A 26,618-nucleotide genomic window follows, 5' to 3' on the forward strand; every position below is an offset into this window, starting at 1 on the left:
CTCAAGCCAGCTGTCCGGTTGGCAGAGCCAAAAGGTCGAGATGCCGTACGACGACGTTCAGGCTGCCCTCAGACAACTGATGGTTCCGCGTTTCCAGCCAGAGGTTCAGGCGGTCCCTGTCTCCCGGAGATTGCTCGATCGCCGCCTCGGTCCATCCCTCCATCAGCATCCGGGCCAACGCCTGATCTTCACTGCCCAGAGTCCAGGGCGATTCCGCCAATTTTACCTGGTAACCGTCTGCATCAAGCAGCCGCTTCAGAATAATGGGAGCCTCGGGCCCAAGCGCCGCACCGGTGCCTTTGTCCCCGTGCTGATGCTGGTTCACCAGCGTTCGAATCAGTTCATCATCGGGATGACCGGGGGACAGTTCAAATTGCCCTGCGTAGCTCAGCGCGATAAGTATTGCTGAATTCCTGCGCGACGCCGCCTGACTGAGGGCTTTCAACCAAGTCTCGGAAACAAGATCAATCAGTGCTGACGCCGTGATCAGGGACACCTCGGGGGGCAGGTGCTGCTCCATATTCTCCGGTGACAATTGCACCGCGCGCGTTTCAAAGGGTACATCCAGCACATTTACCCTTTGCCGGGCCTCGCGCAGCAACGCCGCGTCCTGATCCAGAGCAAGCCAGGCTTGCGGTACCTGTAGTGCACGTACCAGAAACAGGGCGTTGGAACCACGGCCGGTGCCAATGTCGACAATCTGCATGGGGCAATGAATTTCAGGCGGCAGGCTATCGTAACGGTCGAGCAGCCACCGGTTCAGTTCCGCGGTCAGTTCTATCGAGCGAGCCCGATGATCTGCCGGTTCCCGGGCCGCCAGCCATTCGCTCTCGAATTCTGAATGCTGGTGCGGGTTTGCAGGAAATCCCCTGAAGTATGCTAATGCCTCGCAAAAATCCCGGGCGGTATCGGCCCATGATCGAACCCGCCTGGATTCCCTCGCAGCCAGTTTGCGCGCATGTTCGAGCTGGTCCGGATCCTCCAGCCAGTTCCTGAGTCGGGCCTCGAGAGCCCTGATATCCCCGGCACAATACTGCACCACGCCCGGTCTGGCGGAGGTTTGCGCCAGGGCGCCGCCATCGGAGGAAATAATCGGCAGTGCTTCCGCCAACGCCTCGTCGATCACCATGCCGTAGCCCTCGTAGAGCGAAGGCATGACAAAAAAGTCGGCCTGGGTGTAGAGATCGGCAAGCCCTGAGTCGTCCACTTCACCGACCAGGACAATCCTGTCTTCAAGGCCGGCCGCAGCAACCGCCCGACGGACCTGATGGCTGTAACCCGGATCACGGCTGTCACACCCGGCCAGTGTGCAGCGCCACGGTAGAGCCTTCAGTTCTCCCAGCGCTTCCACCAACTGATGCTGGGCCTTTCTCGGGGACAGATGGGCGACGCATAGAATGTGAGGGCCACTGCTTTCAGCGGGCTTACTCCGGACTCGCGTTGTTTCAGCCCTGGCCACACCCGGCTCAGCAACCCGAATGGCCTCCGGAAGAACATCGTAATCCGCAAGGCGGGCGGCCGTGTGTTGACTGGTGGTAATAACGCCTTCCACGAAGCCGAGGGCCCGCTTCTCGGATTCCAGAAACCATTGCCTGTCTCCCTCGCTGAGGCCGGTCTCGTCAGCAAGCGGATGATGGACCAGCCCAAACAGAGTTAAACGTCGGGAATGCTTTTCCACGATCTCCGGCAGCCCGCCCATGGCAAGGCCATCAAGGACCACAGACGTGCCAGCAGGCAAACCTGCGAGTTTCCGATCCATCGCTTCGCGGGCGACACTGTCCGGACGCGGAAACTTCCCGGCCAAACCGCTCACCCGGGCTGTGCAACCGTCTTTGCAAAGTGCTTCTACCAGCTTACGAACATACCGGTAACCGCCGGTGTTCTGTTCCGGGTCGCCCGGAACGAGAAACTCGACCACTCCCGGTACGTCAGATTCCGGCATGGTAGCTGGCCCAGGCAATGTGAGATTCGGAGAGGGTGACTTTCAGGCTGACAATACCCTTCCCCGTCTCCCCCAGTCGGCCCCCATGAATGGCCGCCGCCATCCGGTCGAACACCAGCTTCGCCATAAACTCCGTAGTGGTGTTCCGGCCTCGCAGTTCCGGTAGCTCGTCGAGGTTCTGCATATTGAACTCTGAGAGAACGTTCTTGAGAAGCTCTGAGGCCAGGCCGATATCCACGATCAGGTCGTCCTTGTCCAACTGGTGACGCTCGAAGGTCACATCCACCACATAAGTGGCACCATGCACTTTCTGCGCTGGGCCAAAGATCTCTCCATCGAAACTGTGGGCAATCATCATATGGTCCCGGACCGTCAAGCCGAACATAATCTCTCCTTAGCAGGTCATTTTGAATTATCAGTAAACAACGCGATGGCAGAGTGTTTCCCGGCCATCGATCAGAATCCGTGCCATGGACTTTGGCAGGTCCTCGAACCGGCACTCACCGGTAATCAGCGCATCCAGGGCATCATCACTGAGTAGTTCCAACGCCAGCGCCAGGCGCTTGCGATAGTCCCACCTGGGAACCCGGGAGGGCGCAATCTGCCCGACCTGACTGGATTTCAGGGCCAGACGACGCGGATGAAATGCAGCACCCAATGGTGCGGAGACCAACTGATCCCCGTACCAGCTCATTTCAATCAGTGTCGCCTCCTGCCCCGCCAGCCCCAGAGCCGTTTCCAGGCCCGATGGGTGGCCGCTGGCATGTATCACAAGGTCGTGATCGTCGGCGGTAGGTTCGGCACTAAAGGTCAGCCCCAGTTGTTCGGCAACGGTCTGTCTCTCCGGGTTTGTGTCGATAGCGGTAACCCGGGTGCCCGGAATGCGATTGGCCAGCCAGGCGACAAGCAGACCAACCACTCCAAGACCAACCACCGCGATTCGATCGCCGACCGCTGGCGATCCATCCCAGAGACCGTTGACGGCGGTTTCCATATTGGCAGCAAGAATCGCTCGCTCGGCAGGCAGGTCTTTTGGTAAGGGCGTGACGGCCGACGCCGGCACCCGATAATAATCCTGGTGCGGGTACAGGCAAAACACCGTTTGACCGACCAGTTCCACGGGCCCTTCAATCACCTTTCCTACGTTGGCATAACCGTACTTCACCGGCCAGGGGAATTCCCCGGTCTGGAAGGGTGCCCGCATTGCGGCGTATTCGCTTCTGGGAACACGACCGTGAAAGACCAGTGATTCGGTGCCCCGACTTATCCCCGAATAGAGGGCCTGGACCGTAACAATCTCTCCTGCCTCCCCATCACCCGCCGGCTCCAGAGGCGTTTCCAGAATTTCGCCCTTTCCAGCGCCGGTTACCCACCAGGCCCGGGCGACGGTCTCTGTATTGGAATTCTCTGGATCACGTTGCAAAGGGAGCTCCTTTCCTGGCGTTGTTTTGCGCGGCATTAGAAGACGGCCTTTCCTGCCTGAACCATCAGGTCTGAACGCGGTCAATGCTCGTAAGCACACTCATACATATCAACTATAGTCAGTGTACAGTGCGCCCGGGGTGTTTGATGCCTGCAAACCTATACGCTGGAGTTCAGTGATGGATTCTAACGGCCGTTCAGCTTCACATTGGGTCGCCCTCCCGCTGGACCTCGCCTGGGGTTTTGTCCTTGTAACCCTGTTATGTCTGGCTACAGGCTGGCTGGCCGGGCCTCCCGTTCTTTTCTATCTGCTGACAGTCGCACTCTACCTTTGCGTCTGCGGCCTGGTTTCCCGGGCCTGGCCCGAAAGCCGCGACTTCGGCTGGGCGAACCGGGCAACCCTGTTGAGGGGTTGCCTCGTGATTGTCCTCTTCGCCTTGGCTCCCGTTGCAGAACATCTGACTGACAACCTCTGGTTGTATGGCTGGATGGCACTGTTGGCACTCATTCTGGATGGCGTGGACGGAAAAGTTGCCAGGGCAACCGGCTCCGAGAGCGACTTTGGCGCCAGATTCGATATGGAGCTGGATGCCCTGTTCATCCTCGGGCTCAGTATTGCCGTGCTGGCGTTGGGAAAGGCAGGCATCTGGGTGCTTGCCCTCGGCCTGATTCGCTACGCTTTCGTTGCCGCTGGCCACTTTGCGGATTGGCTGAATGCGCCACTGCCAGACAGTTTCCGACGGAAGACGGTTTGCGTTTGGCAGATCGTTACCCTGCTCGTGGCGGTACTTCCGCCAATCAATTCGCTGTTTGCCAGCACCACCCTGGCAACCGCCCTTGCTCTGCTGGTGTGGTCGTTTTTCGTGGATATTCACTGGCTTTATCAAAGGAGACATCACCATGATGTTCAATAACCGGAAAACCATTACCCGTTCTGCCCTTGCCTTGCCTGCGGTCCTCGCATTGAGCCCTGCAGCCTCGGCCGAGCCGCAAGATTTTATCGTCGACGACGAACACTTCTCTATGTTCTTCGAGATCATGCACATTGGTTACGCCCCGGTCATGGGCATGTTCCGAGAAGTGGAGGGCCAGTTCGTTTACGACGAGGAAACCATGGAGCTGAAGTCGGGCCAACTGGTATTCCAGAGCGACAGTGTGTTCACCAATCACAAGAAGCGTGATGAACACGTTCGCAACGAGGACTTTCTCGACTCTGACGAATACCCCGAGATCACTTTCACTGTTACCGACTTTGAAACAACCGGCGAAAACACTGGCAAAGTAACGGGAGATCTGGAGCTACTTGGCCAGACACGGCCCGTGGTATTGGATGTAACCCTGAACAAATCCGACGTTTACCCCTTTGGCCACGAGGAATACACGCTGGGGATCAGCGCTTCCACCACACTGAAACGCAGTGAATGGGGTATGACCTATGGTCTGGATGGTGAAATGGTCGGCGATGAGGTCAAATTGCATTTCGGTTTCGAGGCGATACGTGAGTCCGGCATGTTCTGATTTGTCAGTGGCGATAATGTGACCCGCTGCACAACGCGGACACATTCTGTTACAGGATCGGGCCGGATTTTTGGGCTGCGGCGCAAAGCCCGTTATGTTTAGAACTACAACAATAATCAAGGGACCTGCCGCATGCCCGGTAAGGCTATTATTCTTTTCACAATCATAACTGCCGTTGTGGTTGGCGCGGGGTATCTGCTTTCCGCCGACAACCACACCCGATTCAGTTGGTTCACGAAGCCGGCCAGCGACATCGGGTCCGCTTCTTCTCAGAGCCCAATTGAGACAGTCCAGCCGTCGCCCGATCCCGTGCAGCAACCCGAGCCACCATCGGACAACGCCCTTGGCTTTATGCTGGCCAGTGTTGCCGATCAGTACGCTGAAGCCACACGATATCCAGCCTGGTCGGTGCCTCTAAGCCCGGAACAGGCCCGCGCCTACCGTGGCAATCACTACGAGCCTGTTAGCCTGCCTCTGGAGGGTAACGGGCAATTCACAGTCACGCTTGAAAAATACCGGTTTACAGAAGGCGAACAGATTCTTGTTGCTGCGGCCATTCAAAGCCCTCAAGTAGTTGACCGCTCTCTTTCCGCAACCCTGGAGAGACCCGAAAGCCGTGATGCCGTCGCCAGCACCACACTGGAGCAAGCCGGTTCGCCGGGTTACTTCGAGGGCGTTCTGGCCGCCAATGAGTCACCGGGGGAATACCGCCTGATCGTCGAAGCCCGGCTCGACGGCAAACCAGTTCGCCACGCCTCAACGCTGACCGTCGAGCCCTACCTGGGGGACTTTGAGGGGTTGGGCAATTCCCGGGTCAGCGGCAACAACCTGATTATCCCCGTTCGGTTCTCTCCGGAAGATCCCGGCTTTTATGCGCTCTCGGCCCAGCTTTACGTCGGCCAGCGTCCGGTTGCCCAGCTGCAGGTGGAGAAACGGCTGGACAGCACTTCGGACACCATCAACCTCAGGGCCCACGGCACAGTGTTGGCGAACCAGACCGTGGACGGTCAACTTCAGCTGAAGAACCTGCAGATTCGCCAGCTCCCAGCCAGGCCAGGTGACAGAACCAACTACGCTTTCGGCCCCGACGAGGGCTACTCATTCACACCGCCGGACCTCGAGAGCCTGACCGATACCCCGGCGGTGGACCCCGAATCGGAACAACGGGCGGCGCTGCTCAGGCAGCTTGCCGACAAGTTCTGATGGCAGAGCGTGAGCTTTGCGCCGGCTGACGCCGGGCTGTACCGCCACAGAGTGGCGGAGAAACGTCTTGTGACAACAATAACTCAGCAAAGACGGAGCAACTATGAAAACAACAAAGATCGGAAGTGCCTGTAAGGCCGCCCTGGCGGTCGCCATCACCGGCAGCCTCTTTGCCGGAACCGCCCAGGCCCAACTGGCCGGGCACAATGTTATCCTGGTGCACGGCTTCCAGCAGGAAGACCTGGCCAACCCTCCCGCCAACCTTCAGGAAGTGAAAAGCGCCGGTGAGGACTACTGGCGCACCTTCTGGCTCTCCCGTGCCGAAGCGCGCATCGACTGGGGTAGTGACGGACGCGTAGAAGGAGGCATTGCCCAGCAGGCCTATGAACAGATGCGTCAGATCAGTCAGCAAGGACTCTGCAATGACTACTGCATTGTCGTCTCCCACTCCACCGGTGATCTGGTTACCCGATATCTGCTCGAGAACCAGGCCCGGTGGCTTCAATCCGAGGGCCTGCAACCGCTGAAAATCCTGGCAACCCTGGATTACTCGGGCGCTGGCGGTGGCACTGAACTGGCCAACCTGGCACTCAGCCTTGCCTACAATGACAGCTGGTACAACTGGCCCCTAAGGGCGGCAGTAGAAGCCTTCACCGGCATCGAACCAGAACCAGGCAAGCTTGGAGTGGTAAACGACCTGCAGACCAACGCAGCACGCAACCTCGCGGTGAGCCCAAATGGAATCCCACGGCTGCGCTTCGTGGCCGGCGGCTCGTCCTATGGGGGTATCACCAAGCCGTTCATCGCCGGCACCGACGATGGCGTGGTACCCACCCATTCGGCTTGCGGTGCAACCTCCGCGGCGGGGATTGATTCCTGCTCCTCCAGCATCAGCCTCGCGGGCAAGATAACGAGCCAGAATGGCCCGGGCGCTCTGTACTACAACCACTACCCGGTGCTAATGAACGAGGACGTCACCCACAGCGGCGTTCTCGGGTCCGAGACGGGCAACATCTCCGTACCGGTGGTCAACAATACCACCCTTAACGGTTTGCAAGTGGATTTCGCCAGCCGCACCTACAACAAACGCGCGTGGTGGCAGTGGTGGGGTTCCGGCGACCGGTACATTGAAGTGCCGGGTTCGGACCAGACGGGTATGTCCAATCTGGTTTACACCGCCCTGAACAACTGACTGCTCCTGGACAGATCAAACCAAAGGCTCAGGGAAGAGCCTTATCCCGCCTCGGTAATTCTACCCATCTTTCCTTTTTAGTTCGCAAACTATACATTGGTTCGCTTTCCCCGTTTGATTCACTCATTGCCGGCAAGCCATAACCGATGTCTGACACCCACAAATCCGATCTTCTTCTGGTTGTTGTCACCCTGTTTGCAGCCATCAGCTGGATGTTCTCCAAAGAAGCCGTACTGCTGATGCCCCCGCTGATGTTCATGGCCGCCAGGTTTCTGATTGCTGGCACGGTCCTGGCTTTTTTCGCCCGGCGCGCGCTGATGAAGCTGAGCCTGGATCAGCTCCGGAGAAGCGTGGGGGTCGGCCTTGTGTTTGGCACGGCCATGACCTGCTGGGTGATGGGACTGGTTCATATTACCAGTCTGGGCGAAGGAGCTTTTCTGACCAGTCTGGGGGTTGTCATTGTTCCCATCATCGCCCGTTTGGTGTTCAAGGAGGCCCAGCCTCCGAGTACCTGGCTGGCCATTCCTATTGCCGTTGCCGGGCTTGCATTTCTATCCCTCGAAAACGGATTTCGCCCCGAAGCGGGCCAGATCTTCTTTGTTATAGCCGCGACGATCTTCGCCCTGTATTTCAATCTCAATACCCGGGCGGCCAATCAGAGAACGGTGATCAACCGGCAGGGCAAGACTGTAGAGAAACATCGAGTGCCAGCCCTGCCCCTGACAGCCATTGCCCTGCTCACCGTAGGTATGCTGACGCTGATTGAATCCATGATTATGGAACCCTGGCGGCCTACCCTGAATAACCACTCACCAATGCTGGTATGGTGGGTGGTGGCCAGTGCCGTGATTGGAACGGCCGGCCGCTTCCTGCTTCAGACACTGGCCCAGAGCCTGTCGGCAAACAGCCATGGCGTCGTCATTCTGGTGCTGGAACCAGTGTGGGTTGCCCTTTTCGCGGCAGGTTGGTTTGGCGAGACCATGACCAGCATTCAACTGGCCGGCTGTGGCCTGATCTTCGCCGCATTGATCGTCAACCGCTGGGCAGTTTTGAGCAAACTGATCAAAGAGAAACTACGGAATCGGAAAACCGCATAAAAGAGGTTGACCGGCATCGGCTGAATCAGTATATTTCGTCCCCGTTGCAGGACACAGGACCATAGCTCAGTTGGTTAGAGCGCTACCTTGACATGGTAGAGGTCCCCAGTTCGAATCTGGGTGGTCCTACCAATTCTGCAAGAAAGTCAGTTGCTTACGTGCCTCGTAAGAACTGGCTTTTTTTGTGCCCGAAATAACCTCTCAGACACTCTCACCGCTGCGAACGGTGCTTTTCCTGTTCGACGACTATCAGTTCCTCCAAATCAAACCCTTCTGCCCTGGCCCGATCCTTGAATGCCTCTATCGCCTTTTCACTAACTTCCGGCGTGCGCGAAAGGAACCAGAGATAGTCCCTGTTGTACCCGGTCACGTAGGCATGAGAATACGCTTCTTTATCGAGTTCAAACACAACATAAGAGGCGTAAAATGGGCCGAAGAAGGACACCTTCAGGTGGCCCGTTTTCTCATCCTCGACAAACACCGCACGGCCATCGGCTTCCTCCCACTTCCCTTCTTTCGCGTTATAGCCACGGTTGATGACTTTTATGCTGCCATCTTCGTTGCGACTGTATTCAGCGCGAACATTGGTGAGCCCGCGTTCAAAGGAATGGTCGAGGCGGGCAATTTCGTACCAGGTGCCCAAGTAGCGGTCACTCTCGAAACCGGTGACCGGCTCAATGTCCTCGGGAAGACCGGTACAGCCAGCGACAGCAATAAGCCCGACTAGCAAGGACCATCTTTTGACAACGGCTATCATCTCGAACGCTCCGTTTTCGAATATCAGAAACGACAAGGGCCAGCAGTTGCTGGCCCTTGTTTCATACTTTGTAGAAGTCCCGATACCAGTCTACAAACCTGGCAATGCCCTCCTCTACGGGCGTGGCCGGTTTATAGCCGACGTCTTCGATCAGATCATCGACATTGGCGTAGGTGGCGGGTACGTCCCCGGGCTGCAGTGGCAGCAGGTTTTTCTCGGCTTTCTTGCCAACCCGCTCCTCGATAATCTCGATAAACCGGGAGAGCTCAACCGGGTTGTTACTCCCGATGTTATACAACCGGTATGGCGCCTTGCTGGTGCCTGGATCCGGGTTCTCGCCGCTCCACTCGCCGTTGGGTTCAGCAACATGGTCGAGGGTGCGGATCACGCCCTCCACGATGTCGTCGATGTAGGTGAAATCCCGGCGATGGCGGCCATGGTTGAAGACGTCGATGGGTTCTCCTGCGAGGATCTTCTTGGTGAAGATAAACAACGCCATATCCGGCCGGCCCCAGGGACCATAGACCGTGAAGAATCTGAGGCCTGTGGTGGGCAGGTTATACAGGTGGCTGTATGTGTGGGCCATGAGCTCATTCGCCTTCTTGGAGGCGGCATAGAGGCTCAGAGGGTGATCCACGTTGTCGTGAATCGAGAACGGCATGGTCTCGTTGGCACCGTACACCGAGCTGCTGGAGGCATATACGAGGTGTTTCACCTTGTTGTGCCGGCAGCCTTCAAGGATATTCATGAAGCCAACAAGGTTGGCATCCACGTAAGCGTGAGGATTCTCAATGGAATACCGCACGCCTGCCTGCGCCGCCAGGTGCACCACCCGCTCCGGTTTATGCTCGGCGAATAGTGCTTCCATGGCGGCCCGATCTGCTACATCCTGGCGGACTTCGGTAAAACCGGCTTTGTCGGTCAGGCGTTTCAGCCGCGCTTCCTTCAGGTTCACATCGTAGTAGTCGTTGACGTTATCAACCCCAATAACTTCATCGCCCCGGTCAAGCAGGCGATGAGCCAGGTGTGAACCGATAAAGCCGGCCGTGCCGGTAACAAGAATCTTCACGTGTCTCTCCCTGAAATTAATGCCGGCCTCAGAAGGATACGCCGGCGCTCACGAACGGCCCGCCAATCTCAACATCCAGGCGGTCGCTATCGTCCTCGTAATCAATGGACATCTGACGATAACCCGCTCGGAACTGGATCAGCGATATCTCGTACTGACCGTAGGCGTTGAAATCGTGCAGAGAGTCGCCGTCGAAGCTGATGAAATTACCCTCTGCCCCCACAGACAGACCGGTTAACGGCAGATCGAAACGCGCTGCCAGATAGCCCATCGGGATAACTGCGTCGACGCTGGTCTGATCGGCCTGCAGTCCACCGCCGACTTCCTGAACAAGAAGTTCGCCTGAGAGATCCCTTGCGGTAAGACCCAAATCCAGATTCACCCAGTTGTCCAACACCTCGTAATACAGGGTCAGGTCCAATTGCTCGATATCCAGATCGGACTGGACATCAACGCCAGAACCAACAACGATTCCACCGAAATCTGCTCCGAGTTCACCTCGACCACTCTGTTCAACCAACGTGTAATTCAGTCGAACGTTAGGCAATAGCGGCACCGGATGCTCCAGATACAACGAAGCATTGGCGTTCGAGTCGCTGTCGAGATTCAGATCGTTCTCAACATCCACAACGTCATTGTTGGTGGCAGCCTTACCGGAAAGATCCGAATCCCAGTAACTTACGCTGGCACCCAGGCCAACCACATCTGCCTGTGACAGAGGCGCCACCAGGATCAGTGAACCACCTACAGCAAGCATCAGTTTACGCATGACACACCTTCTATTTGTTGTCTGTTTCTATCAGTCGAACTGGATTCCCAGACGGCGCCCGACTTCTTCGTAAGTTTCGATCACTTCGCCAAGTCCCTGGCGGAAACGATCCTTATCCATTTTCTTGCGGGTTTCCTTGTCCCAGATCCGGCAACCGTCCGGGCTGAATTCATCGCCCAGCACGATCTTGCCTTCGCTGCGACCAAACTCCAGCTTGTAGTCCACCAGCAGCATGCCGGCGTCATCGAACAGGGCCTTGAGCACGTCATTTACCCGGTAGGTCAGGGCTTTCATCTGCTCCAGTTCGTCGGCTGAGGCCCAACCAAAGCTGACGGCCAGGGATTCGTTGACCATGGGGTCGTGGAGCGCGTCGTTCTTCAAAAACAGTTCGTACGTGGGCGGATTCAGTTCCTGCCCTTCCTCTACGCCAAGCCGACGGCAGAGACTGCCAGCGGAGACGTTGCGGACCACGCATTCAACCGGGATCATGTCCAGTTTTTTCACTAGCGATTCGGTCGACGACAAGAGTCCCTCGAAATGGGTCGGTACGCCCGCCGCCTCGAGTTTTTCCATAATGAACGCATTGAACTTGTTGTTCACCATGCCCTTGCGATTGAGCTGTTCCTTTTTCTCGCCGTCGAAGGCGGATGTGTCGTCACGGAACACCAGCACGAACCGCTCGGGGTCGTCGGTACGGTAGACGGATTTAGCCTTGCCGGCGTAGAGTTCTTCGCGTTTTTCCATTGGGGGTCTCCGAAAAGCGGCCGCCCTGAGCGGCCTCTTCCTGAATCAGTATAGGTAATCGAATAGTTGCGCGAGCAGATCCGCCGTCGTGCGGCTGCCAGTGTAGTCCGGAACCTCGTCGGCAGAGATGACAATGGCGTCGCTCTGCTGGCTGAGGTTTACAGTGTGGGTATGCTGCGGCGCCTCTTTATCACTGAACCAGCTGAACCAACCCGGATCCCGCTCGTCTTCGGTCCGGAAATCGACATGGAACCAACCCTCACTGCGGTTCAGATCAACAACAGGAATGCCCGAGTCTGTCAGCGCCCGGCTTACTTCAGCCCAGGAACGACCATAATCAAGCTCCATGCGGATCGAGACCGCCTCATCGTTTTCCGAGATCAGGCGAACAAGCGGATCGCTAACCATGCCGGATGCTGCTCGGGAAAAGGACTTGGTTTCCTCCCGGGCCCTGAGAAAATCTCCCAGGTCTGACAACAGGCGTCGCTGAAGCTCCAACGCCTGCTCCGAGGGGTCGGACACACCGCTCCATGGGATCAGTTCGTCTGGCTGATCCGCCACTTCCAGTTTGCGCACCTGCACTTCGGTGGTCTTACGACGAACGCCGGGAGCCATACGCAGCTGGAGGACGACTTTCTGTTCGCCAGCAGACGGATTATCGGAAAGCTCCACCAGTTCCCTGGCGCGCTTGCTGAAGTTGGCAAGCTCAGTCTGCAGGAGGCCGAGCTGGGGGCTGTCAAAACCAACGCCCAGGCCACGGTCCGACAGGTAGCTGTTCACCGCGGGCCAGATTCGTCCGGGCACATCGTTCACCAATAGCCAAAGCCGGCCATCGAGCTCTTCAATCACATAGTTTTCATCCAGGATGTCCGAGGTCATGTCCGGCGGACGCGGTATATCGGACGGGTACATCTTGCTGGCATCGGCCGGCTGGACATCACGGATTGGCATGGTCTGGCTGAAACGGGAATCGTCGGCGGTTGGAGGCAGTTCCAGCGGCTTCCCTTCCGTCGCATTTACGTAGCGCTCGGAACGATCTTCAACGAAGCTGCATCCTGAAGCTGCTGCGAGAAGCAGCAGCCCGGATACCATAACAGCGGGTTTCAACATCAGGTTACTACCGGTTCCTTTTAGAACCTGCATCAGGTTACTCCGGGGCTGGGATGATTTAAGCAAACTCAGAGTACACCTGAGGCCTTGAGGGCATCTTCCACTTCGCTATGGAACTTTTCGCTGAGCGGTGTCAGCGGCAGGCGGATGCCCTCCCCGATCATTCCCATTCGGTGAAGCGCCCATTTAACCGGAATCGGGTTCGCCTCAAGGAACAGCTTCCGGTTGAGCGGCATGAGCAGTTCGTTCAGACGCTCGGTCTCTTCGCGGTTTCCTGCTACGGCCGCTTCGCAGAGCTGGGCCATGGCTTTCGGAGCTACGTTGGCAGTCACAGAGACGTTGCCTTTGGCACCCGCGAGCATCAACTCAGCCGCGGTGGCGTCATCACCGGAGTAAACCGCAAGACGGCCATTCAAGGCTTCGATCAGTTCAGCACCGCGGGGAATATTGCCCGTGGCGTCCTTGATACCCACGATGTTCGGGATATCAGCAAGCCGCAGCACGGTCTCGTTCAGCATGTCGCAGGCAGTCCGGCCGGGCACGTTGTACAGCATCTGGTTCATGCCGGGGACGGCTTCGGCGATGGCTTTGAAATGCTGGTACAGGCCTTCCTGGGTCGGCTTGTTGTAGTAGGGAACAACGAGCAGACAGGCATCGGCGCCAAGCTTATGGGCTTCGGCCGTCAGTTCAATGGCCTCACGGGTACTGTTACCGCCCGTGCCCGCAATAACCGGGATGCGACCATTAACGCGTTTGATGATGTGGCCAATGGTCTGGCAATGCTCTTCCGGGTCGAGCGTTGCGGATTCGCCAGTGGTGCCCACAGCCACAATGCCGTGCGTGCCGTTTTCAATATGAAAGTCTACCAGCTTGTCCAGATCCTCCCAGTGAATATTACCGTTTGGATGCATGGGCGTGACCAGTGCGACAAGGCTACCCGTAATCATAAAAGCTCCGTCCGAATAAAACCGATATGGTAATGTTGGGCACGAACTGACACAAGGGAATTAAAGGAGATGTCATGCCATCCGTTGAGTTAAACAAACCCGTTCCGGATTTTGAAGCGCCGGCTACCGGAGATCAGACCATAAGGCTGGACAATCTGAAGGGTCAGAATGTGGTGATTTACTTCTATCCGAAGGACAACACCCCTGGCTGCACCACCGAGGGCCAGGACTTCCGGGATCGGATGAAACAGTTCGAAGAGCTGGACACGGTTATTCTTGGAGTATCCAGGGACGGCCTGAAAGCCCACGAGAACTTCCGAGCCAAGCATGAGTTTCCCTTCCACCTGATTTCAGACAAGGACGAAGCCCTCTGCAACCTCTTTAACGTGATCAAGCTGAAAAAGCTCTACGGCAAGGAGTACATGGGCGTCGACCGCAGCACCTTCCTGATTGATAAGGACGGCGTGTTGAGAGCAGAATGGCGTGGCGTGAAGGTCAAAGGCCACGCGGACGAGGTTCTGGAGGCCGTACAGGCGCTTTAAGCGCCTGTCAGGTGTCGCTGGTTTCGGCCAGGGGCGCAGACTCCTTCACCGGCCAGGCGGCAAATACAGCCTTGAGCATGGTTGCCAGCGGAATAGCAAAGAAAACACCCCACAAGCCCCAGATGCCTCCGAAGAACAATACTGCAACAATAATGGCGACCGGGTGCAGATTGTTAACTTCCGAAAAGAGAATCGGAACCAGGACGTTACCATCCAGCGCCTGAATAACACCGTACACCACCATCACCCAGATAAACTGGCTGCCCCAGCCGAAGGCGAACAGTGCAATCACCGCAACAGGGATGGTGACAACAGCGGCGCCAATGTAAGGAATGACCACGCTCAGCCCCACCAGCAGGGAAAGCAACGCAGCGTAGGGCATGCCCAGTAACTTGAAGGCAATGTAGGTGGCGCCCCCCACGATCAGGATCTCAACCGCCTTGCCGCGCACGTAATTGGCACACTGGAGGTTCACCTCGTGCCAAATCTGCAGCATCATCGGACGCTGGGGTGGCAAAAGCCGGGCAATGGAATTCAGCAGCACTGCCCTGTCCTTCAAGAAGAAGAATACCAGAATCGGTACCAGCACCATGTAAATCAGTAACGCCACAAGGTCCGGAATGCTGGACAGCGAGAACGACACCAGCCATTGGGTCATGTGCCCCACTTCGGTGCTCACCTGACTGTATACGGTGCTGACAGCCTCTCCAGAGATCAGGTGGGGATATTGTTCCGGCAGCAGCTCAAGATAGGATTGGAGCTCCCGGATGATACGCGGTGCTTCACCTGCCAGGTTACTCAGCTGCGTCCAGATCAGCGGAAGCAGGCCAAACAGGAAGCCGACCAGTACGCCGAGGAAAACCAGGAACACGCCAATGATCGAAACCGTCTCCGGCACGCCGAGCTTGTTGAGCTTGGTAACCAGGCCCTGCAGAATAAAGGCGACAATGAGCGAGGCAATGGCCGGCGCAAGCATGGCACCGAACCAGATAACAAAGACGGTTCCTGTCACCAGTATCAGGAACAGGATGACCGCTTCTTCATCCGAGAAGTATTTGTGCGCGAGACCGCGTAATGTCCTGATCATTTACAGCTCCGAATTCTTAACCGCCGCACTTTATCACAAACCGGTACTGCCCGGCGGTTTCGGAACTGCTCATTAGCTTGTGATCGGACAGTTGCAGAAAGGCCGGAATATCCCGTGCGGAACCCGCGTCTGTTGCGATCACCTCGAGTTCTTCACCGGGCGCCATGCTGTTAAGCTCCAGTTTTGTTTTCAGCAAAGGCATCGGGCAGCGCAACCCGGAGGCGTCAAGCGTTCGATCAACCATACTAGCGATACACTCTCGCGAAAATTATAAGCGGATTTAACAAGCGGGCATTATGCCGACAGTGATAATGTATTGCATCACAATCCTCTTCAAGCAGGGGATCAGAACTTTTTATCGTAAACCGCTGTCAAACCGGCGACTCAGACCACAGGCACCCGGCACTACATGATTGTTAATCGACCCCGAACGCTAGCGGGACTGGCGGTAACCGCCCTTCTGGCACTGTTGTTTGCTGCATTACCGGGCCATGCCCAGGAAAGCAGACTACCTAGCATAGGTGGCAGTGGCGGAGGCCTGATTGCAGGCCAGCAGGAATCGGATATCGGCCAGCAGGTCATGGTGTCTATCCGCCGATCAGCACCCCGGATAAGCGATCCCCTGGTTTATGACTACCTAAGCGCTATCACCTATCGCCTGGTTCCCTCGGCGCCACTGCAGAACCGTGACCTGACCCTGGCGCTGATTGACAGCCCGGCAATCAACGCCTTCGCCGTGCCCGGCGGCATTGTCGGAGTCAACGGGGGTTTGTTCCTGAATGCCGCTACCGAGCAACAGTTTGCCTCGGTACTGGCACACGAGCTTGCCCATCTTAGCCAGCGGCACTTTGCCCGGCGCATGGAACAGCAGGAAACCAGTGCGCCGCTCACACTGGCAGGCATGATTGCCGGCATTGTGTTGTCGGCGGTCACCCAGTCGGATATCGGTTTTGCGGCCATTGCAGGAACCCAGGCTCTGGCGGCCCAAAACATGCTGGCTTATAGCCGGGCCCATGAGCAGGAAGCCGACCGGGTCGGCCTCGACATTCTGGCCAGTGCCGGCATGGATCCCCGCGGCATGCCGGAAATGTTCGAAATCATGATGCGGCAGAACCGGATGCAAGGAAATCGCCTGCCTGAATATCTGTCGACGCACCCGTTGACCCAGAGCCGTGTGGCCGACACCCGCAGCCGAGCCGAACAGTATCCGGACGAAAAGATCCGTGATGGCCAGGAATATCACCTGATGCGCAGTCGGCTACAGGTGCACTACGCACCCTCAGCCGATGTCGCGGTTGAAACCTTCGAAGCCTACCTGGATAGAACGGATGTTCAGAGGAATGACGCTATCCGGTACGGCTTGTCCGTGGCCTATCTTGAGAACAGGCAGTACGACAAGGCGGTGGATATACTGGAAGACCTTCTGGCCAGGAATCCCGGCCGGATCACCTTCCAGGTGACTCTGGCAGAAGTAAGGCTGGCGCAGAATCGTATGGACGATGCGCGGGCTCTACTGAAAGACGCGCTGGCAAGAAATCCGGGTAACTACCCGATCACCCATACCCTGGCACGCACCGAAATAGCTGACAGCAATGGTGCCGCAGCGGCTGAGTACCTCAAACAGCTGACTCGCCAATTCCCGGCGCAGGAACATCTGTGGCTTAAACTGGCCGAGGCCGAGGGTATGGCAAGAAACATCGTCGGAGTGCATCGCGCACGGGCGGAGTACGATGTCTTGATGGGTGATCTGGAGTCTGCCCAGCGTCAGCTCCGGCAGGCACAGGAGAAGTTGCCAGCAGGGGCACCTCAGCGACAGGTTGTGACTGAGCGGCTGGCCGAAATCACCAGCCGCCTTCACGCCCGGGCCAACAGCTGATCAGGCGTTACCAGCCGCCTTGAGATTCATGTTGGCGGTAAAATCCAGCATACGCTGAAGCGGCTGCAGCGCTTTTTCCCGCAAGCCAGGGTCAACAAGCACTTCCTGATCACCCTGCTCCAGAACGTGCAGCAGATTCTGCAGGCCATTCATGGCCATCCAGGGGCAATGGGCGCAGCTTCGACAGGTAGCGCCATTGCCTGCGGTAGGCGCTTCAATCAGCGTTTTGTTCGGAGCAAGCTGCTGCATCTTGTAGAAGATGCCGTTGTCTGTGGCAACAATGAACTTTTCATTGGGTAACGTCTGCACTGCGTGAATCAGCTGCGAGGTTGATCCTACGACATCCGCCATCTCAACGACGGCATCCGGGGATTCCGGGTGGACCAGCACCGCTGCATCGGGATACAGGGCCTTAAGATCCTCAAGCCCGCGATACTTGAACTCTTCATGGACGATGCAGGAACCATCCCAGAGCAGCATATCAGCGCCCGTGGTTTTCTGAACGTAGTGCCCCAGGTGCTTGTCCGGCGCCCAGAGAATTTTCTCGCCGCGGGTATCGAGGTCTTCAACAATTGCCTGGGCACAGCTTGAAGTAACCACCCAGTCTGCCCTCGCCTTCACCGCCGCCGATGTGTTGGCGTAGACCACAACCGTACGGTCCGGGTGCTGATCGCAAAAGTCGGCGAATTCATCGGCAGGACAACCCACGTCCAGCGAGCAGGTAGCCTCAAGGGTTGGCATCAGAACACGCTTCTCGGGGTTCAGTATTTTCGCTGTCTCACCCATGAAACGTACGCCGGCAACCACGATGGTCGAAGCTGGGTGCTGATTACCAAACCGGGCCATTTCGAGGGAATCCGCAACACAGCCACCGGTTTCCTCGGCAAGACGCTGGATATCGGGATCGGTGTAATAATGGGCTACGAGCACCGCATCCTGCTCCCGCAGGGCCGACTTGATACGAGCTTCCAGTTCGGACTTTTCGTCCTCGCTGAGCGGCTTCGGCTCGGCGGCGTGGGCCAAGTGTTCTTGAACGAGGATACGGTCTTCGGCGTATGTCATCACTGCGTCTCTGTGTTGCGTTTACCTGGGCATTATAGCATTCGAGCCCGGCCTTCATATTTCTGAAACAGCGCTATCACAAAGTTATGATCGCGATTTCTGATATCTGTTTATCTAGGTAGGAACGTATACGCAAAAAAAAAGAGCCCGGAGGCTCTTTTTTCACAAAAACCCGCAGGTTTCTGTTATTTGGTGGGTCGTGAAGGATTCGAACCTTCGACCAATTGGTTAAAAGCCAACTGCTCTACCAACTGAGCTAACGACCCTGAACTGCGACTGAAGCCTGAGCTCCAATCCATACCGAATGACTCAGCCCACCCGGTATTTCGTATTTGGTGGGTCGTGAAGGATTCGAACCTTCGACCAATTGGTTAAAAGCCAACTGCTCTACCAACTGAGCTAACGACCCAAACGAGGCGCATATAGTAATGATTTTTGGCCGTTGATCAACCCCTTTTTCTCAGGTTTCTCAACATTTTTGCCACACTCGGCAATCAGCTGTTCCGGGACTCCAGAAACTTTCGGGCCAGGTCCGCAGCGCTGCTAGACGGGTAATCCTCGATCACCGATTGCATGCTGCGCCGTGCCTGCTCTTTTTCCCCCAGACGATCGTGAGTCACGCCCAGTTTGTAGACGGCATCCGGTGCCTTGCGGTGATCAGCGAAACGGGTGGCAACAATGGTGAATGCCTGTTTTGCCTGCTCGAGTTGAGGCTTGACCAGATATACCTCACCCAACCAGTAATAGGCGTTTACCGTGAGATCGCCCTCCGGATACTCATCGATAAACTCGTATATCCGGCTGATGGCCTCATCGTATTTCTTCTGGTTACGGATCAGGTCCTGAATCTGTTCGTAGGCCTTTCGCTCTTCAGCGCTCGGCTGACGATAATCCCTGGCCTCCGGAGCAGACGCTGTCGAACCAGGACTGGTGCTGGCTTCCGGCGCCGGCTGCGATGCAATCTTTTCCGACAGGTCCAGAATACGCTGATCCAGATCAATGTAACGATCGCGCCCCTGCTGCTGCAGGCGTTCGATCTGGTGTCTCTGCTCCTCCACTTCACCCTGTAGCCGCCTGACTTCGCCCTGAAGCTGCTGGATCATGTAGAAGAGCTCAGACGTCGCCTGACTGTTATTGCCGTTTCGCTGAGTGTCCTGAGCTGATTGCGCCAGGGTAACCCCCGCCTGCCCAAGGGCAAGCGGGAGAACCACTGTCGCCATGAGGAATTGTCTCATGGTCCTTCCTGTGTGATTACTCAAACACGAGTTCCACACGACGGTTCTGGGCCCACGCGCTCTCGCTGGAACCCATCACTGCCGGCTTCTCTTCACCATAGCTTACGGTTTCGAGCTGGCCACGTGAAGCGCCATTGACGATCAGGAAGCGCTGTACCGCGTTGGCACGACGCTCGCCCAGAGCCAGGTTGTATTCCTTGGTGCCGCGCTCATCGGCGTGACCCTCGATACGCACATTTTGACCCGGGTTATTGGCGAGGAAGCGGGCATGGGCTACCAGCACGTCACGGGCTTCCTGTTTGATTTCAGCAGTGTCGAAATCAAAGTAAAACACGGTAATTTCGCGAAGCGCCTGCTGCTCCGCCTGTTCACGGGCGGCCATGCGCTCTTCCTCGGTCATGGCTGAAGAGGAAACACCACCCTGGTCATCACCACCATAAACCGTGGAACCACCTTCCTGATCAACAGCAGCGACATCGGAACCATACTCACCGCCTTCCTCAGAGGTGCCACCGGTGGAGCTACAGCCAGCTACCAGGCCAACGGACAACAACAGTGCGAATGCTTTTGATTGAGCCGAGAAATTCATAGTTTCTTCCTTTCAGTTAGGTCATGTGATCAGTTTGAAAATTGCCAACGCCGATAAAGCCCGGCGATCAGCGAACTAAAGGTCCCCAGGCCGGCTCACGGACATCGCCTTCGGATGCCGGCAAGCTGTAGGCTGCCCCACCATCCGCAGATATAACCGTGAGCACGTTACTTCCATTCTGCCGCGTGGCATAGATCAGCATCCTGCCGTTGGGTGCAACGCTGGGCGACTCATCAGATTCCGTACGGGTGAGTATCGTTTCCTCCCCGGTTTTCAGTTCGGTACGGGCGATGTGGAACGCCCGATCCCGCTGGTGCACGTAATAGACATATTTGCCTTCATTGTCTGGCCTGGGCCGGGCATTGTAGCGGCTGCCAAAGGTGATACGACGAGGCTCAGCACCCGGTGTTTCCATATGGTAAATCTGGGGCCCGCCTGAGCGATCCGAAGTGAAGAAAATACCCTTGCCACTGGCGTCGTAGCTCGGTTCGGTATCAATGGCCCAGTGGTTGGTCAACTTGGTCAGTTGCCGGCTATCGAGATTCATCCGGTAGATTTCGGCGTTACCGTCCTTCGAAAGGGTCATCAGCAGAGACCTGCCGTCGTCGGACCAGGCTGGGGCCGAATTCAGGCCCGGAAAATCAGCCACCTTGGTGCGCTGGCCGGTTGCAAGTTCATGCACGAAGATTACCGGCTTTCCGGTTTCAAAAGAGACATAAGCCAATTTTTTACCGTCCGGGGACCAGGCGGGGGACAGAATGGGCTCCTGGCTTTCAAGGCGTATCCGGGCACGTTTGCCATCAACATCGCTCACCTGCAGCCGGTACCGGGGCTTGCCATTAGCGGTATCCAGCGTCACGTAAGCCAGCTTTGTGGAAAAGGCACCGGGTACACCGGTGATCGCCTCATACACTTTGTCGGCGATGTAATGGGCCAGAGAACGTGCGTTGGAAGCAGGCGCCGCCGCCGTCTCCCCGAGAATCCGCTCCTCGCGGTTCACATCGAACAGTTCATACCGCGCCTCCACGCGGTCGCCGCTTCGGGTGAGCGAGCCAACCAGCACATAGCGCTGACCGAGCAGACGCCAATCCCGGAAATACACTTCTTCCCGCCGGGACGGCAGGCTCAGCATCTTTTCTGGAGGAAGGGTACGGAACTCGCCCGTCATGGTCAGATCGGCCTGGACGATGCTGCCAACCTTGTCCCCAGCGGGCATCTGCCCGGACTCGGCGAAGGGCACCACTGCCACGGGAATGGCGGAATCCGCACCCTCGGTAATCCGGATCAACAGCTCGGCACGGGCTCCTGAAACTGCGGCAAAGATCAGGGCGAAGGCGACAAGTAGCATTCTGGACGGTTTGTGCCAAATCCGATGTGTCATGGTGTTATCCGCATCCTTATCTCAACCGACGTGGGTTGAATTCAATCGTAAACTGTCGGAAATACCGTTCAAAGGTATCCCGATCATTGGGTATCGGGTAACGGCTCAGCGAGCGCACGGCTCCCAAAGCGGAATTATCGAAAGCCGTGTTGCCACTGCTGGTAACCAAACGTACTCCTGCAAGCTCACCAGTTGGCAACAGGGTAATCTGGAGCCGCGCGGTCATATCTTCCGTGGCCGAGGATGGCGGATACCACGCCTGACTCAATCGCTCCCGGATCAATGCCTGGTACTTCTCGCTCTCCGACAACATCTGGGCTTCCCGGGCTTTTGCGGCAGCCGCCTCCTGCTGGCGACGCGCCTCTTCTTCCCGAGCTCTTTGGGCCGCCTGCGCCTGGGCCTCCAACTGCTGTTCGCGAAGCTTGCGCTCCGCCTCAAGACGTTTGCGCTCGGCTTCCTGGCGTGCCAGTTCTTCCTGGCGCTTGCGCTCAGCCTCTTCGCGTTTCCGTTGCTCTTCCAGCCGCCGCTTCTCTTCTTCCGCTTTTCGCTGGGCCTCTTCCTGACGACGCTTCTCTTCCTCGGCTTTCTGTCGCGCCCGTTCCTTGGCTTCCGCCTCTGCCTTTTTCCGCGCCGCTTCCTCTTCACGCGCTTTCCGGGCTTCCCGTTCCCTCGCCTCGGCTTCCTGGCGTTCCTGCTCCTTCTGCTGCTGCAGTCGCTTCTGCTCTTCCTGGCGCTTCTGCTCGGCGATACGACGGGCTTCTTCCTCTTGCCTCTGCCGCTCAGCCTCTTCCCGACGTCGCTGTTCCTCGGCCCGACGCTCCTCGTCGCGCTTCTGTTGATCGTCTGGTTCAACAACCGGGCTGGGCTCCGGCTCCTGTTGGGTAATCAAACGTGCCGATATGCTTCGGGGTGGCGGCTCGTGGTCGGTACTGGTCCACGACCAACCCGCCAGCGCAATACCCAGAATCAACGCATGCAGCGTGACCGAGAGCGCCACCGGTGATTTCCACGGTGCCATGCCGGTTGTGGTTACGTCCCGCTCGTGATCTCTCACAACACTCCTGCCCGCACCACTGTCAGTTGTCGTCCCGAGGTGATTCGGTGATCAGGCCGATACTGCTCGCCCCGGCACCCTGTAATTCCGCCATCAATCTGACAACGGTGCCATAGGGAACGTTTTCATCACCGCGAACCAGAATCTCACTTGAAGCACGCTGCGAAAGAATCTTGGAGATCTGTTCCCGTAAATCCCCCAGTGTCATGGGGTCGCTGCCCTCATCACCGATTTCGACGTAATAGGCACCGTTTGCATCCACGGAAACAATGATGGACTCAACATCCTTATCTGCCTGGATCGGGTCCGAGGTTGTCTGAGGCAGATCCACCTTGACCCCCTGGGTCAGCATCGGCGCGGTGACCATGAAAATGATCAGGAGCACCAGCATTACGTCAATGTACGGAACCACGTTGATCTCCGACATTGGTTTGCGCTTGTTTTCCGGCATCATTCCCATGCCTTTCATAAAGCAGCGCTCCTAAGCTGATCTACTCCCATGAATTTCCGTGCCATCATGCGGCACCCTTTTCGCTCTGGTGCACCCGACGATGAAGAATGCTGGAAAATTCATCGGCGAAGGTTTCATAGTTTTTCAACAGAGCATCGGACATGGCCGAGAAACGGTTGTAGGCGATAACCGCCGGTATTGCGGCGAACAGGCCCATGGCAGTCGCAATCAGGGCCTCGGAAATACCGGGCGCTACCGTGGCCAGCGTTGCCTGCTGAACCTGAGCAAGGCCGCGGAAAGAATTCATGATGCCCCATACAGTACCAAACAGACCGATGTACGGGCTGGTGGAGCCCACCGTAGCCAGAAACGGCAGGCTTGTCTCAAGCCGCTCGTGCTCCCGCGAGAACGCTACACGCATCGCCCGCTGGGCGCCCTCCATAACCGCATCGGCGTCCCGGCTCTGCTGACGCAACCGGGAAAACTCCTTGAAACCGGCCCTGAACAGGGATTCCATGCCGGAAAACGGCGTAGGGTCGGCATTCACCTCCCGATAAAGCTGCCCCAGATCCATACCGGACCAGAAACGCTCTTCAAACGCCAGTTGCGCCCGTTTGGCCTTGCGGAATACCTGCAAGCGCTGGAATATGAGTGCCCAGGACATGATCGACGCCAGGGCCAGCAAAAGCATGACCAGCTGTACCAAGACACCGGCATTCGCAATGAGGTACCAGACTGAAAGTTCTGAATCCACTTCTTACTCCTGGCTCGTTCTGTTTATCGTTTCATTAGGCTGGACATTCCTGGCCAGCAATTCCTGCATGTTTTCGGGCAAACGCCGCGGGCGTCCGGTATCCAGCGCAACGCAGGCGACCCGGACATTACTGTCACTCAAAAGCTTGCGGTCGGTGGCCCGCATGACCCGCTGCCGAAAGTCCATCCATACCCGGCCGAAAGCCACCGGTTCGGCGGTGACAAGCAACTCGTCATCAAGCTTGGCAGCAACAGCATAGTGAATATCCAGCCGCTGGACGACGTAACTTATATTGTCTGCCAGACCCGCCCTGAGACCTACCCCACAGCTTCGTACCCACTCGGTGCGGGCCCGTTCCATGTAATGGAGATATTTGGCGTGAAATACGATGCCGCCCGCGTCGGTGTCCTCGATGTAGACCCGGATCGGCAGCTCGAATCCTGCCTCTGGCGCCTGCTCAACCAAAAAGATCGTCCTCCCTGCCCGACTTCGGCGGAATGACACCAAAATGCTGATAGGCGTTGGAGGTTACCATCCTGCCCCTCGGCGTCCGGACCATGTAGCCCTGCTGGATCAGGAAAGGTTCAAGCACATCCTCGATGGTGCCACGCTCTTCGCTGATAGCTGCAGCAAGGCTCTCGACACCCACCGGGCCACCATCGAACTTTTCAATCATGGCCAACAGCAGCCGGCGGTCCATGTGGTCGAAGCCCTGATTATCCACTTTAAGCATGTTCAGGGCCTGATCGGCAATGTCAGAAGTAATGCGACCGTCGGAGCGAACCTCCGCAAAATCGCGGACTCGACGCAACAGACGGTTGGCGATACGCGGAGTACCCCGGGACCTTCGCGCAATTTCAAACGCGCCTGCTTCATCAACGGCTACCGAAGACAGACGCGCGGAGCGCAGAATGATGCTGGTGAGATCTTCTGTGTTGTAAAACTCCAGCCGCTGGACGATACCGAAGCGGTCGCGCAGCGGCGACGTCAGCAAGCCAGCCCGGGTAGTAGCCCCAACAAGGGTGAACGGAGGCAGATCCAGCTTGATGGATCGGGCAGCCGGGCCTTCACCAATCATGATGTCGAGCTGGTAATCTTCCATCGCCGGATAAAGGACTTCTTCGACGGCGGCGCTCAGACGGTGGATCTCATCGATGAAGAGAACGTCACCTTCTTCAAGGTTGGTCAGCATGGCGGCCAGGTCACCGGCTTTTTCGAGCACCGGACCAGAGGTTGTCTTGATGGACACGCCCATTTCGTTGGCGATGATATTGGCCAGCGTGGTCTTACCCAGACCAGGAGGCCCAAAAATCAGTACGTGGTCCAGGGCTTCCTCGCGGCCACGGGCGGCGGATATGAAAATATCCATCTGTTCACGGACAGTGGGCTGGCCAACGTATTCAGCCAGCAGGGTCGGGCGAATGGCCCTGTCCTGTACTTCCTCGTATTCACCGGCCCGGGCCGAGATCAACCGGTCGGATTCGATCATGGCATCACCCATAGTGTGGGAATCAACATCGTGCCTCACGTTTGCCCGCTATTCCAGCGCAGCCCCAATTGTACAAAGGGGTTTGCAGGTGTCACGTTACGCTCTCTACAGGTTCACCACAGGTTTTCGCGATCAGGCCGGTATCATGTTTCGTAGGGCCAGTCTGATGAGGGTTTCGCTGCTCATGCCCTCTTCGGCGACCTTGCTGATGGCCTTTGCGGCCTCCTGTGGCTTGTAACCCAGAGCAATCAATGCGGCTTCCGCTTCCTCGGTGGCCGCCGGGCCGCCAACCGGACCCTGTCCGCCCACTTGCCCCAATCCTGTCGTCTCCGGCGACGTTGGCACAAATTGCCCTTCAAGTTGCCCTATCCGGTCTGCCATTTCAATAAGAAGCCGTTCTGCGGTTTTTTTGCCAACACCAGGCAGCTTGACCAGTGAGGCGGAATCGCGATTTTCGACGCATCGTATAAACTGCTGGGCGTCCAGACCGGAAAGAATGCCAACCGCCAGTTTCGGGCCAACCCCGTTAACCTTGATCAGGAGGCGGAACAGGTCCCGGTCCAGGCTTGAGGCAAAGCCATAAAGACTCTGGGCGTCTTCCCGGACGGCAAAATGGGTGTGCAGGGTCACTTCATCGCCGGTTTCCGGCAGATGAAAGAAGGTGGTGTAGGGAATGTCGACTTCGTAGCCCAGACCCGCGCATTCAACCAGCGCCTGGCCCGGAGACTTTTCAACCAGAATACCTCGGATACGACCAATCAAGCTGAATCTCCTGTCGCTCCTGGGAGCGGTTTATTGTTGTCGCACGCGACCGCTTCGGACCTTTCCGGCGCCACTGGCGACCCGCAGAATACTCTGGCTCATGTGGGCATGGCACAGGGCAATGGCCAGTGCATCGGCCGCGTCGGCCTGGGGTTTGCGTGAGAGCGAGAGTAACACCTGAACCATGTGCTGAACCTGGGATTTGTCAGCGCCACCCTTGCCGACCACCGCCTGTTTGACCTGTCTCGCCGAGTATTCGTGAACCGCCAACCCGCTGTTGGCGGCACTGACGATGGCTGCGCCGCGGGCCTGGCCGAGTTTCAGTGCAGAGTCCGGGTTCCGGGCCATGAACACCTGCTCGATGGCGAATTCTTCCGGCCGATACTCACCGATCAGAGTGGCAAGGCTCTGGAAGATGGTCTGGAGGCGCTCCGCCATCGGCTTCTCCCCCACCCGGATACACCCGCTATCGATGTACTCGATATGGCGACCATCCGCCCGAATGACGCCGTAACCGGTAATTCGTGACCCCGGATCAACGCCCAGAATTATCGCCACATCAATGC

General features: G+C 57.3%; 29 protein-coding genes and 3 tRNA genes. 8 read left to right on the forward strand and 24 right to left on the reverse strand.

What is annotated here, in order from left to right; translation table 11 throughout:
- Position 1 precedes the first annotated feature (1 nt).
- From WA411_RS07220 to WA411_RS07230, 3 genes are read right to left on the reverse strand one after another with little or no spacing between them, the layout of a single operon-like run.
- Complete coding sequence (locus WA411_RS07220) at positions 2-1,942, reverse strand: glycosyltransferase (RefSeq protein WP_291910468.1); 1,941 nt, start codon at positions 1,940-1,942, stop codon at positions 2-4.
- Positions 1,929-2,327: a 6-pyruvoyl trahydropterin synthase family protein gene (locus WA411_RS07225; protein ID WP_291910466.1), complete on the reverse strand. Its 399-nt coding sequence runs from the start codon at positions 2,325-2,327 to the stop codon at positions 1,929-1,931. Before WA411_RS07225 ends, WA411_RS07220 begins: the two co-directional genes overlap by 14 nt.
- A gap of 30 nt (positions 2,328-2,357) precedes the next feature.
- Positions 2,358-3,365: a zinc-dependent alcohol dehydrogenase gene (locus tag WA411_RS07230; RefSeq protein ID WP_291910464.1), complete on the reverse strand. Its 1,008-nt coding sequence runs from the start codon at positions 3,363-3,365 to the stop codon at positions 2,358-2,360.
- A 178-nt stretch (positions 3,366-3,543) separates the two neighbouring features.
- Here WA411_RS07230 and WA411_RS07235 point away from each other — a divergent pair, with 178 nt between their 5' ends.
- The 6 genes from WA411_RS07235 (at position 3,544) to WA411_RS07260 (ending at position 8,506) form a co-directional block, all read left to right on the forward strand.
- Positions 3,544-4,278: a CDP-alcohol phosphatidyltransferase family protein gene (locus WA411_RS07235; RefSeq protein WP_291910462.1), complete on the forward strand. Its 735-nt coding sequence runs from the start codon at positions 3,544-3,546 to the stop codon at positions 4,276-4,278.
- Positions 4,265-4,882: a YceI family protein gene (locus WA411_RS07240; RefSeq protein ID WP_153633517.1), complete on the forward strand. Its 618-nt coding sequence runs from the start codon at positions 4,265-4,267 to the stop codon at positions 4,880-4,882. The genes WA411_RS07235 and WA411_RS07240 overlap by 14 nt, the downstream gene beginning before the upstream one ends.
- Positions 4,883-5,014: 132 nt before the next feature.
- Positions 5,015-6,085 carry a hypothetical protein gene (locus WA411_RS07245; protein WP_291910460.1) on the forward strand — a complete coding sequence of 357 codons (1,071 nt, stop codon included), beginning with the start codon at positions 5,015-5,017 and terminating at the stop codon, positions 6,083-6,085.
- A 103-nt stretch (positions 6,086-6,188) separates the two neighbouring features.
- Positions 6,189-7,277, forward strand: a complete 1,089-nt coding sequence (locus WA411_RS07250) for a hypothetical protein (RefSeq protein WP_291910458.1) — start codon at positions 6,189-6,191, stop codon at positions 7,275-7,277.
- A 146-nt stretch (positions 7,278-7,423) separates the two neighbouring features.
- Entirely contained in the window at positions 7,424-8,374 is a 951-nt protein-coding gene (locus tag WA411_RS07255) for a DMT family transporter (protein ID WP_291910457.1), read from the forward strand.
- A gap of 55 nt (positions 8,375-8,429) precedes the next feature.
- A tRNA-Val gene (locus WA411_RS07260) sits at positions 8,430-8,506 on the forward strand.
- 79 nt (positions 8,507-8,585) lie between these two features.
- Here the strand turns inward: WA411_RS07260 and WA411_RS07265 are convergent.
- The 6 genes from WA411_RS07265 to dapA all read right to left on the reverse strand — a co-directional run bounded on the left by WA411_RS07265 (position 8,586) and on the right by dapA (position 13,770).
- The gene (locus WA411_RS07265) at positions 8,586-9,131 is read right to left on the reverse strand and encodes a lipocalin family protein (RefSeq protein ID WP_291910455.1); all 546 of its coding nucleotides are present in this window, start codon (positions 9,129-9,131) and stop codon (positions 8,586-8,588) included.
- Between the two features lie 61 nt (positions 9,132-9,192).
- Positions 9,193-10,200 (reverse strand): NAD-dependent epimerase, encoded by a 1,008-nt coding sequence (locus WA411_RS07270; RefSeq protein WP_069183435.1) that lies wholly within the window; start codon positions 10,198-10,200, stop codon positions 9,193-9,195.
- A 28-nt stretch (positions 10,201-10,228) separates the two neighbouring features.
- Positions 10,229-10,969: a TIGR04219 family outer membrane beta-barrel protein gene (locus WA411_RS07275; protein ID WP_291911326.1), complete on the reverse strand. Its 741-nt coding sequence runs from the start codon at positions 10,967-10,969 to the stop codon at positions 10,229-10,231.
- Between the two features lie 30 nt (positions 10,970-10,999).
- Positions 11,000-11,713 (reverse strand): phosphoribosylaminoimidazolesuccinocarboxamide synthase, encoded by a 714-nt coding sequence (gene purC / locus WA411_RS07280; protein WP_069183433.1) that lies wholly within the window; start codon positions 11,711-11,713, stop codon positions 11,000-11,002.
- A gap of 45 nt (positions 11,714-11,758) precedes the next feature.
- Positions 11,759-12,856: an outer membrane protein assembly factor BamC gene (gene bamC / locus WA411_RS07285; protein ID WP_069183432.1), complete on the reverse strand. Its 1,098-nt coding sequence runs from the start codon at positions 12,854-12,856 to the stop codon at positions 11,759-11,761.
- A 35-nt stretch (positions 12,857-12,891) separates the two neighbouring features.
- Positions 12,892-13,770, reverse strand: coding sequence for a 4-hydroxy-tetrahydrodipicolinate synthase (gene dapA / locus WA411_RS07290; RefSeq protein ID WP_291907381.1), 879 nt, complete (start codon positions 13,768-13,770; stop codon positions 12,892-12,894).
- Between the two features lie 74 nt (positions 13,771-13,844).
- Here dapA and WA411_RS07295 point away from each other — a divergent pair, with 74 nt between their 5' ends.
- On the forward strand, positions 13,845-14,312 hold the full coding sequence (locus WA411_RS07295; protein WP_069183430.1) for a peroxiredoxin: 468 nt from the start codon (positions 13,845-13,847) through the stop codon (positions 14,310-14,312).
- 7 nt (positions 14,313-14,319) lie between these two features.
- On the opposite strand, the gene WA411_RS07300 is transcribed toward WA411_RS07295, so the two are convergent.
- Both WA411_RS07300 and WA411_RS07305 read right to left on the reverse strand, forming a co-directional pair.
- On the reverse strand, positions 14,320-15,399 hold the full coding sequence (locus WA411_RS07300; protein ID WP_069183429.1) for an AI-2E family transporter: 1,080 nt from the start codon (positions 15,397-15,399) through the stop codon (positions 14,320-14,322).
- A 16-nt stretch (positions 15,400-15,415) separates the two neighbouring features.
- Positions 15,416-15,643, reverse strand: coding sequence for a sulfurtransferase TusA family protein (locus WA411_RS07305; protein ID WP_069183428.1), 228 nt, complete (start codon positions 15,641-15,643; stop codon positions 15,416-15,418).
- A 165-nt stretch (positions 15,644-15,808) separates the two neighbouring features.
- Between WA411_RS07305 and WA411_RS07310 the strand changes: the two genes are divergently transcribed.
- Complete coding sequence (locus WA411_RS07310; protein ID WP_291907372.1) at positions 15,809-17,275, forward strand: M48 family metalloprotease; 1,467 nt, start codon at positions 15,809-15,811, stop codon at positions 17,273-17,275.
- Here the strand turns inward: WA411_RS07310 and nadA are convergent, their stop codons facing one another.
- From nadA to ruvC, 13 genes are all read right to left on the reverse strand, one after another.
- Positions 17,276-18,337: a quinolinate synthase NadA gene (gene nadA, locus WA411_RS07315; RefSeq protein WP_291907369.1), complete on the reverse strand. Its 1,062-nt coding sequence runs from the start codon at positions 18,335-18,337 to the stop codon at positions 17,276-17,278. It lies immediately after the preceding gene.
- A gap of 190 nt (positions 18,338-18,527) precedes the next feature.
- Positions 18,528-18,603: transfer RNA gene (locus tag WA411_RS07320), tRNA-Lys, on the reverse strand.
- A 67-nt stretch (positions 18,604-18,670) separates the two neighbouring features.
- Positions 18,671-18,746 (reverse strand) — tRNA-Lys (locus WA411_RS07325).
- Positions 18,747-18,831: 85 nt separating this feature from the next.
- The gene (gene ybgF / locus WA411_RS07330; protein WP_291907366.1) at positions 18,832-19,572 is read right to left on the reverse strand and encodes a tol-pal system protein YbgF; all 741 of its coding nucleotides are present in this window, start codon (positions 19,570-19,572) and stop codon (positions 18,832-18,834) included.
- Between the two features lie 16 nt (positions 19,573-19,588).
- Positions 19,589-20,161: a peptidoglycan-associated lipoprotein Pal gene (gene pal / locus WA411_RS07335; protein WP_069183424.1), complete on the reverse strand. Its 573-nt coding sequence runs from the start codon at positions 20,159-20,161 to the stop codon at positions 19,589-19,591.
- Between the two features lie 67 nt (positions 20,162-20,228).
- Positions 20,229-21,509 (reverse strand): Tol-Pal system beta propeller repeat protein TolB, encoded by a 1,281-nt coding sequence (gene tolB / locus WA411_RS07340; RefSeq protein WP_291907405.1) that lies wholly within the window; start codon positions 21,507-21,509, stop codon positions 20,229-20,231.
- A 49-nt stretch (positions 21,510-21,558) separates the two neighbouring features.
- The gene (gene tolA, locus WA411_RS07345; RefSeq protein ID WP_291907402.1) at positions 21,559-22,539 is read right to left on the reverse strand and encodes a cell envelope integrity protein TolA; all 981 of its coding nucleotides are present in this window, start codon (positions 22,537-22,539) and stop codon (positions 21,559-21,561) included.
- Positions 22,540-22,618: 79 nt separating this feature from the next.
- Positions 22,619-23,065, reverse strand: coding sequence for a protein TolR (gene tolR, locus WA411_RS07350; protein ID WP_069183423.1), 447 nt, complete (start codon positions 23,063-23,065; stop codon positions 22,619-22,621).
- A gap of 46 nt (positions 23,066-23,111) precedes the next feature.
- On the reverse strand, positions 23,112-23,801 hold the full coding sequence (gene tolQ / locus WA411_RS07355; RefSeq protein WP_291907362.1) for a protein TolQ: 690 nt from the start codon (positions 23,799-23,801) through the stop codon (positions 23,112-23,114).
- A 3-nt stretch (positions 23,802-23,804) separates the two neighbouring features.
- Entirely contained in the window at positions 23,805-24,266 is a 462-nt protein-coding gene (locus WA411_RS07360) for a YbgC/FadM family acyl-CoA thioesterase (protein WP_209397038.1), read from the reverse strand.
- Positions 24,259-25,290 carry a Holliday junction branch migration DNA helicase RuvB gene (ruvB, locus tag WA411_RS07365; RefSeq protein ID WP_136632189.1) on the reverse strand — a complete coding sequence of 344 codons (1,032 nt, stop codon included), beginning with the start codon at positions 25,288-25,290 and terminating at the stop codon, positions 24,259-24,261. The genes WA411_RS07360 and ruvB overlap by 8 nt, the downstream gene beginning before the upstream one ends.
- A 132-nt stretch (positions 25,291-25,422) precedes the next feature.
- Positions 25,423-26,052, reverse strand: coding sequence for a Holliday junction branch migration protein RuvA (gene ruvA / locus WA411_RS07370; protein ID WP_069183420.1), 630 nt, complete (start codon positions 26,050-26,052; stop codon positions 25,423-25,425).
- Positions 26,053-26,082: 30 nt separating this feature from the next.
- Positions 26,083-26,610, reverse strand: a complete 528-nt coding sequence (gene ruvC, locus WA411_RS07375; RefSeq protein WP_069183419.1) for a crossover junction endodeoxyribonuclease RuvC — start codon at positions 26,608-26,610, stop codon at positions 26,083-26,085.
- Between the last annotated feature and the right edge of the window lie 8 nt (positions 26,611-26,618).

The organism is Marinobacter sp. CH_CUG1437-1 (genome assembly GCF_037029655.1).
GTDB lineage: Bacteria > Pseudomonadota > Gammaproteobacteria > Pseudomonadales > Oleiphilaceae > Marinobacter > Marinobacter salsuginis.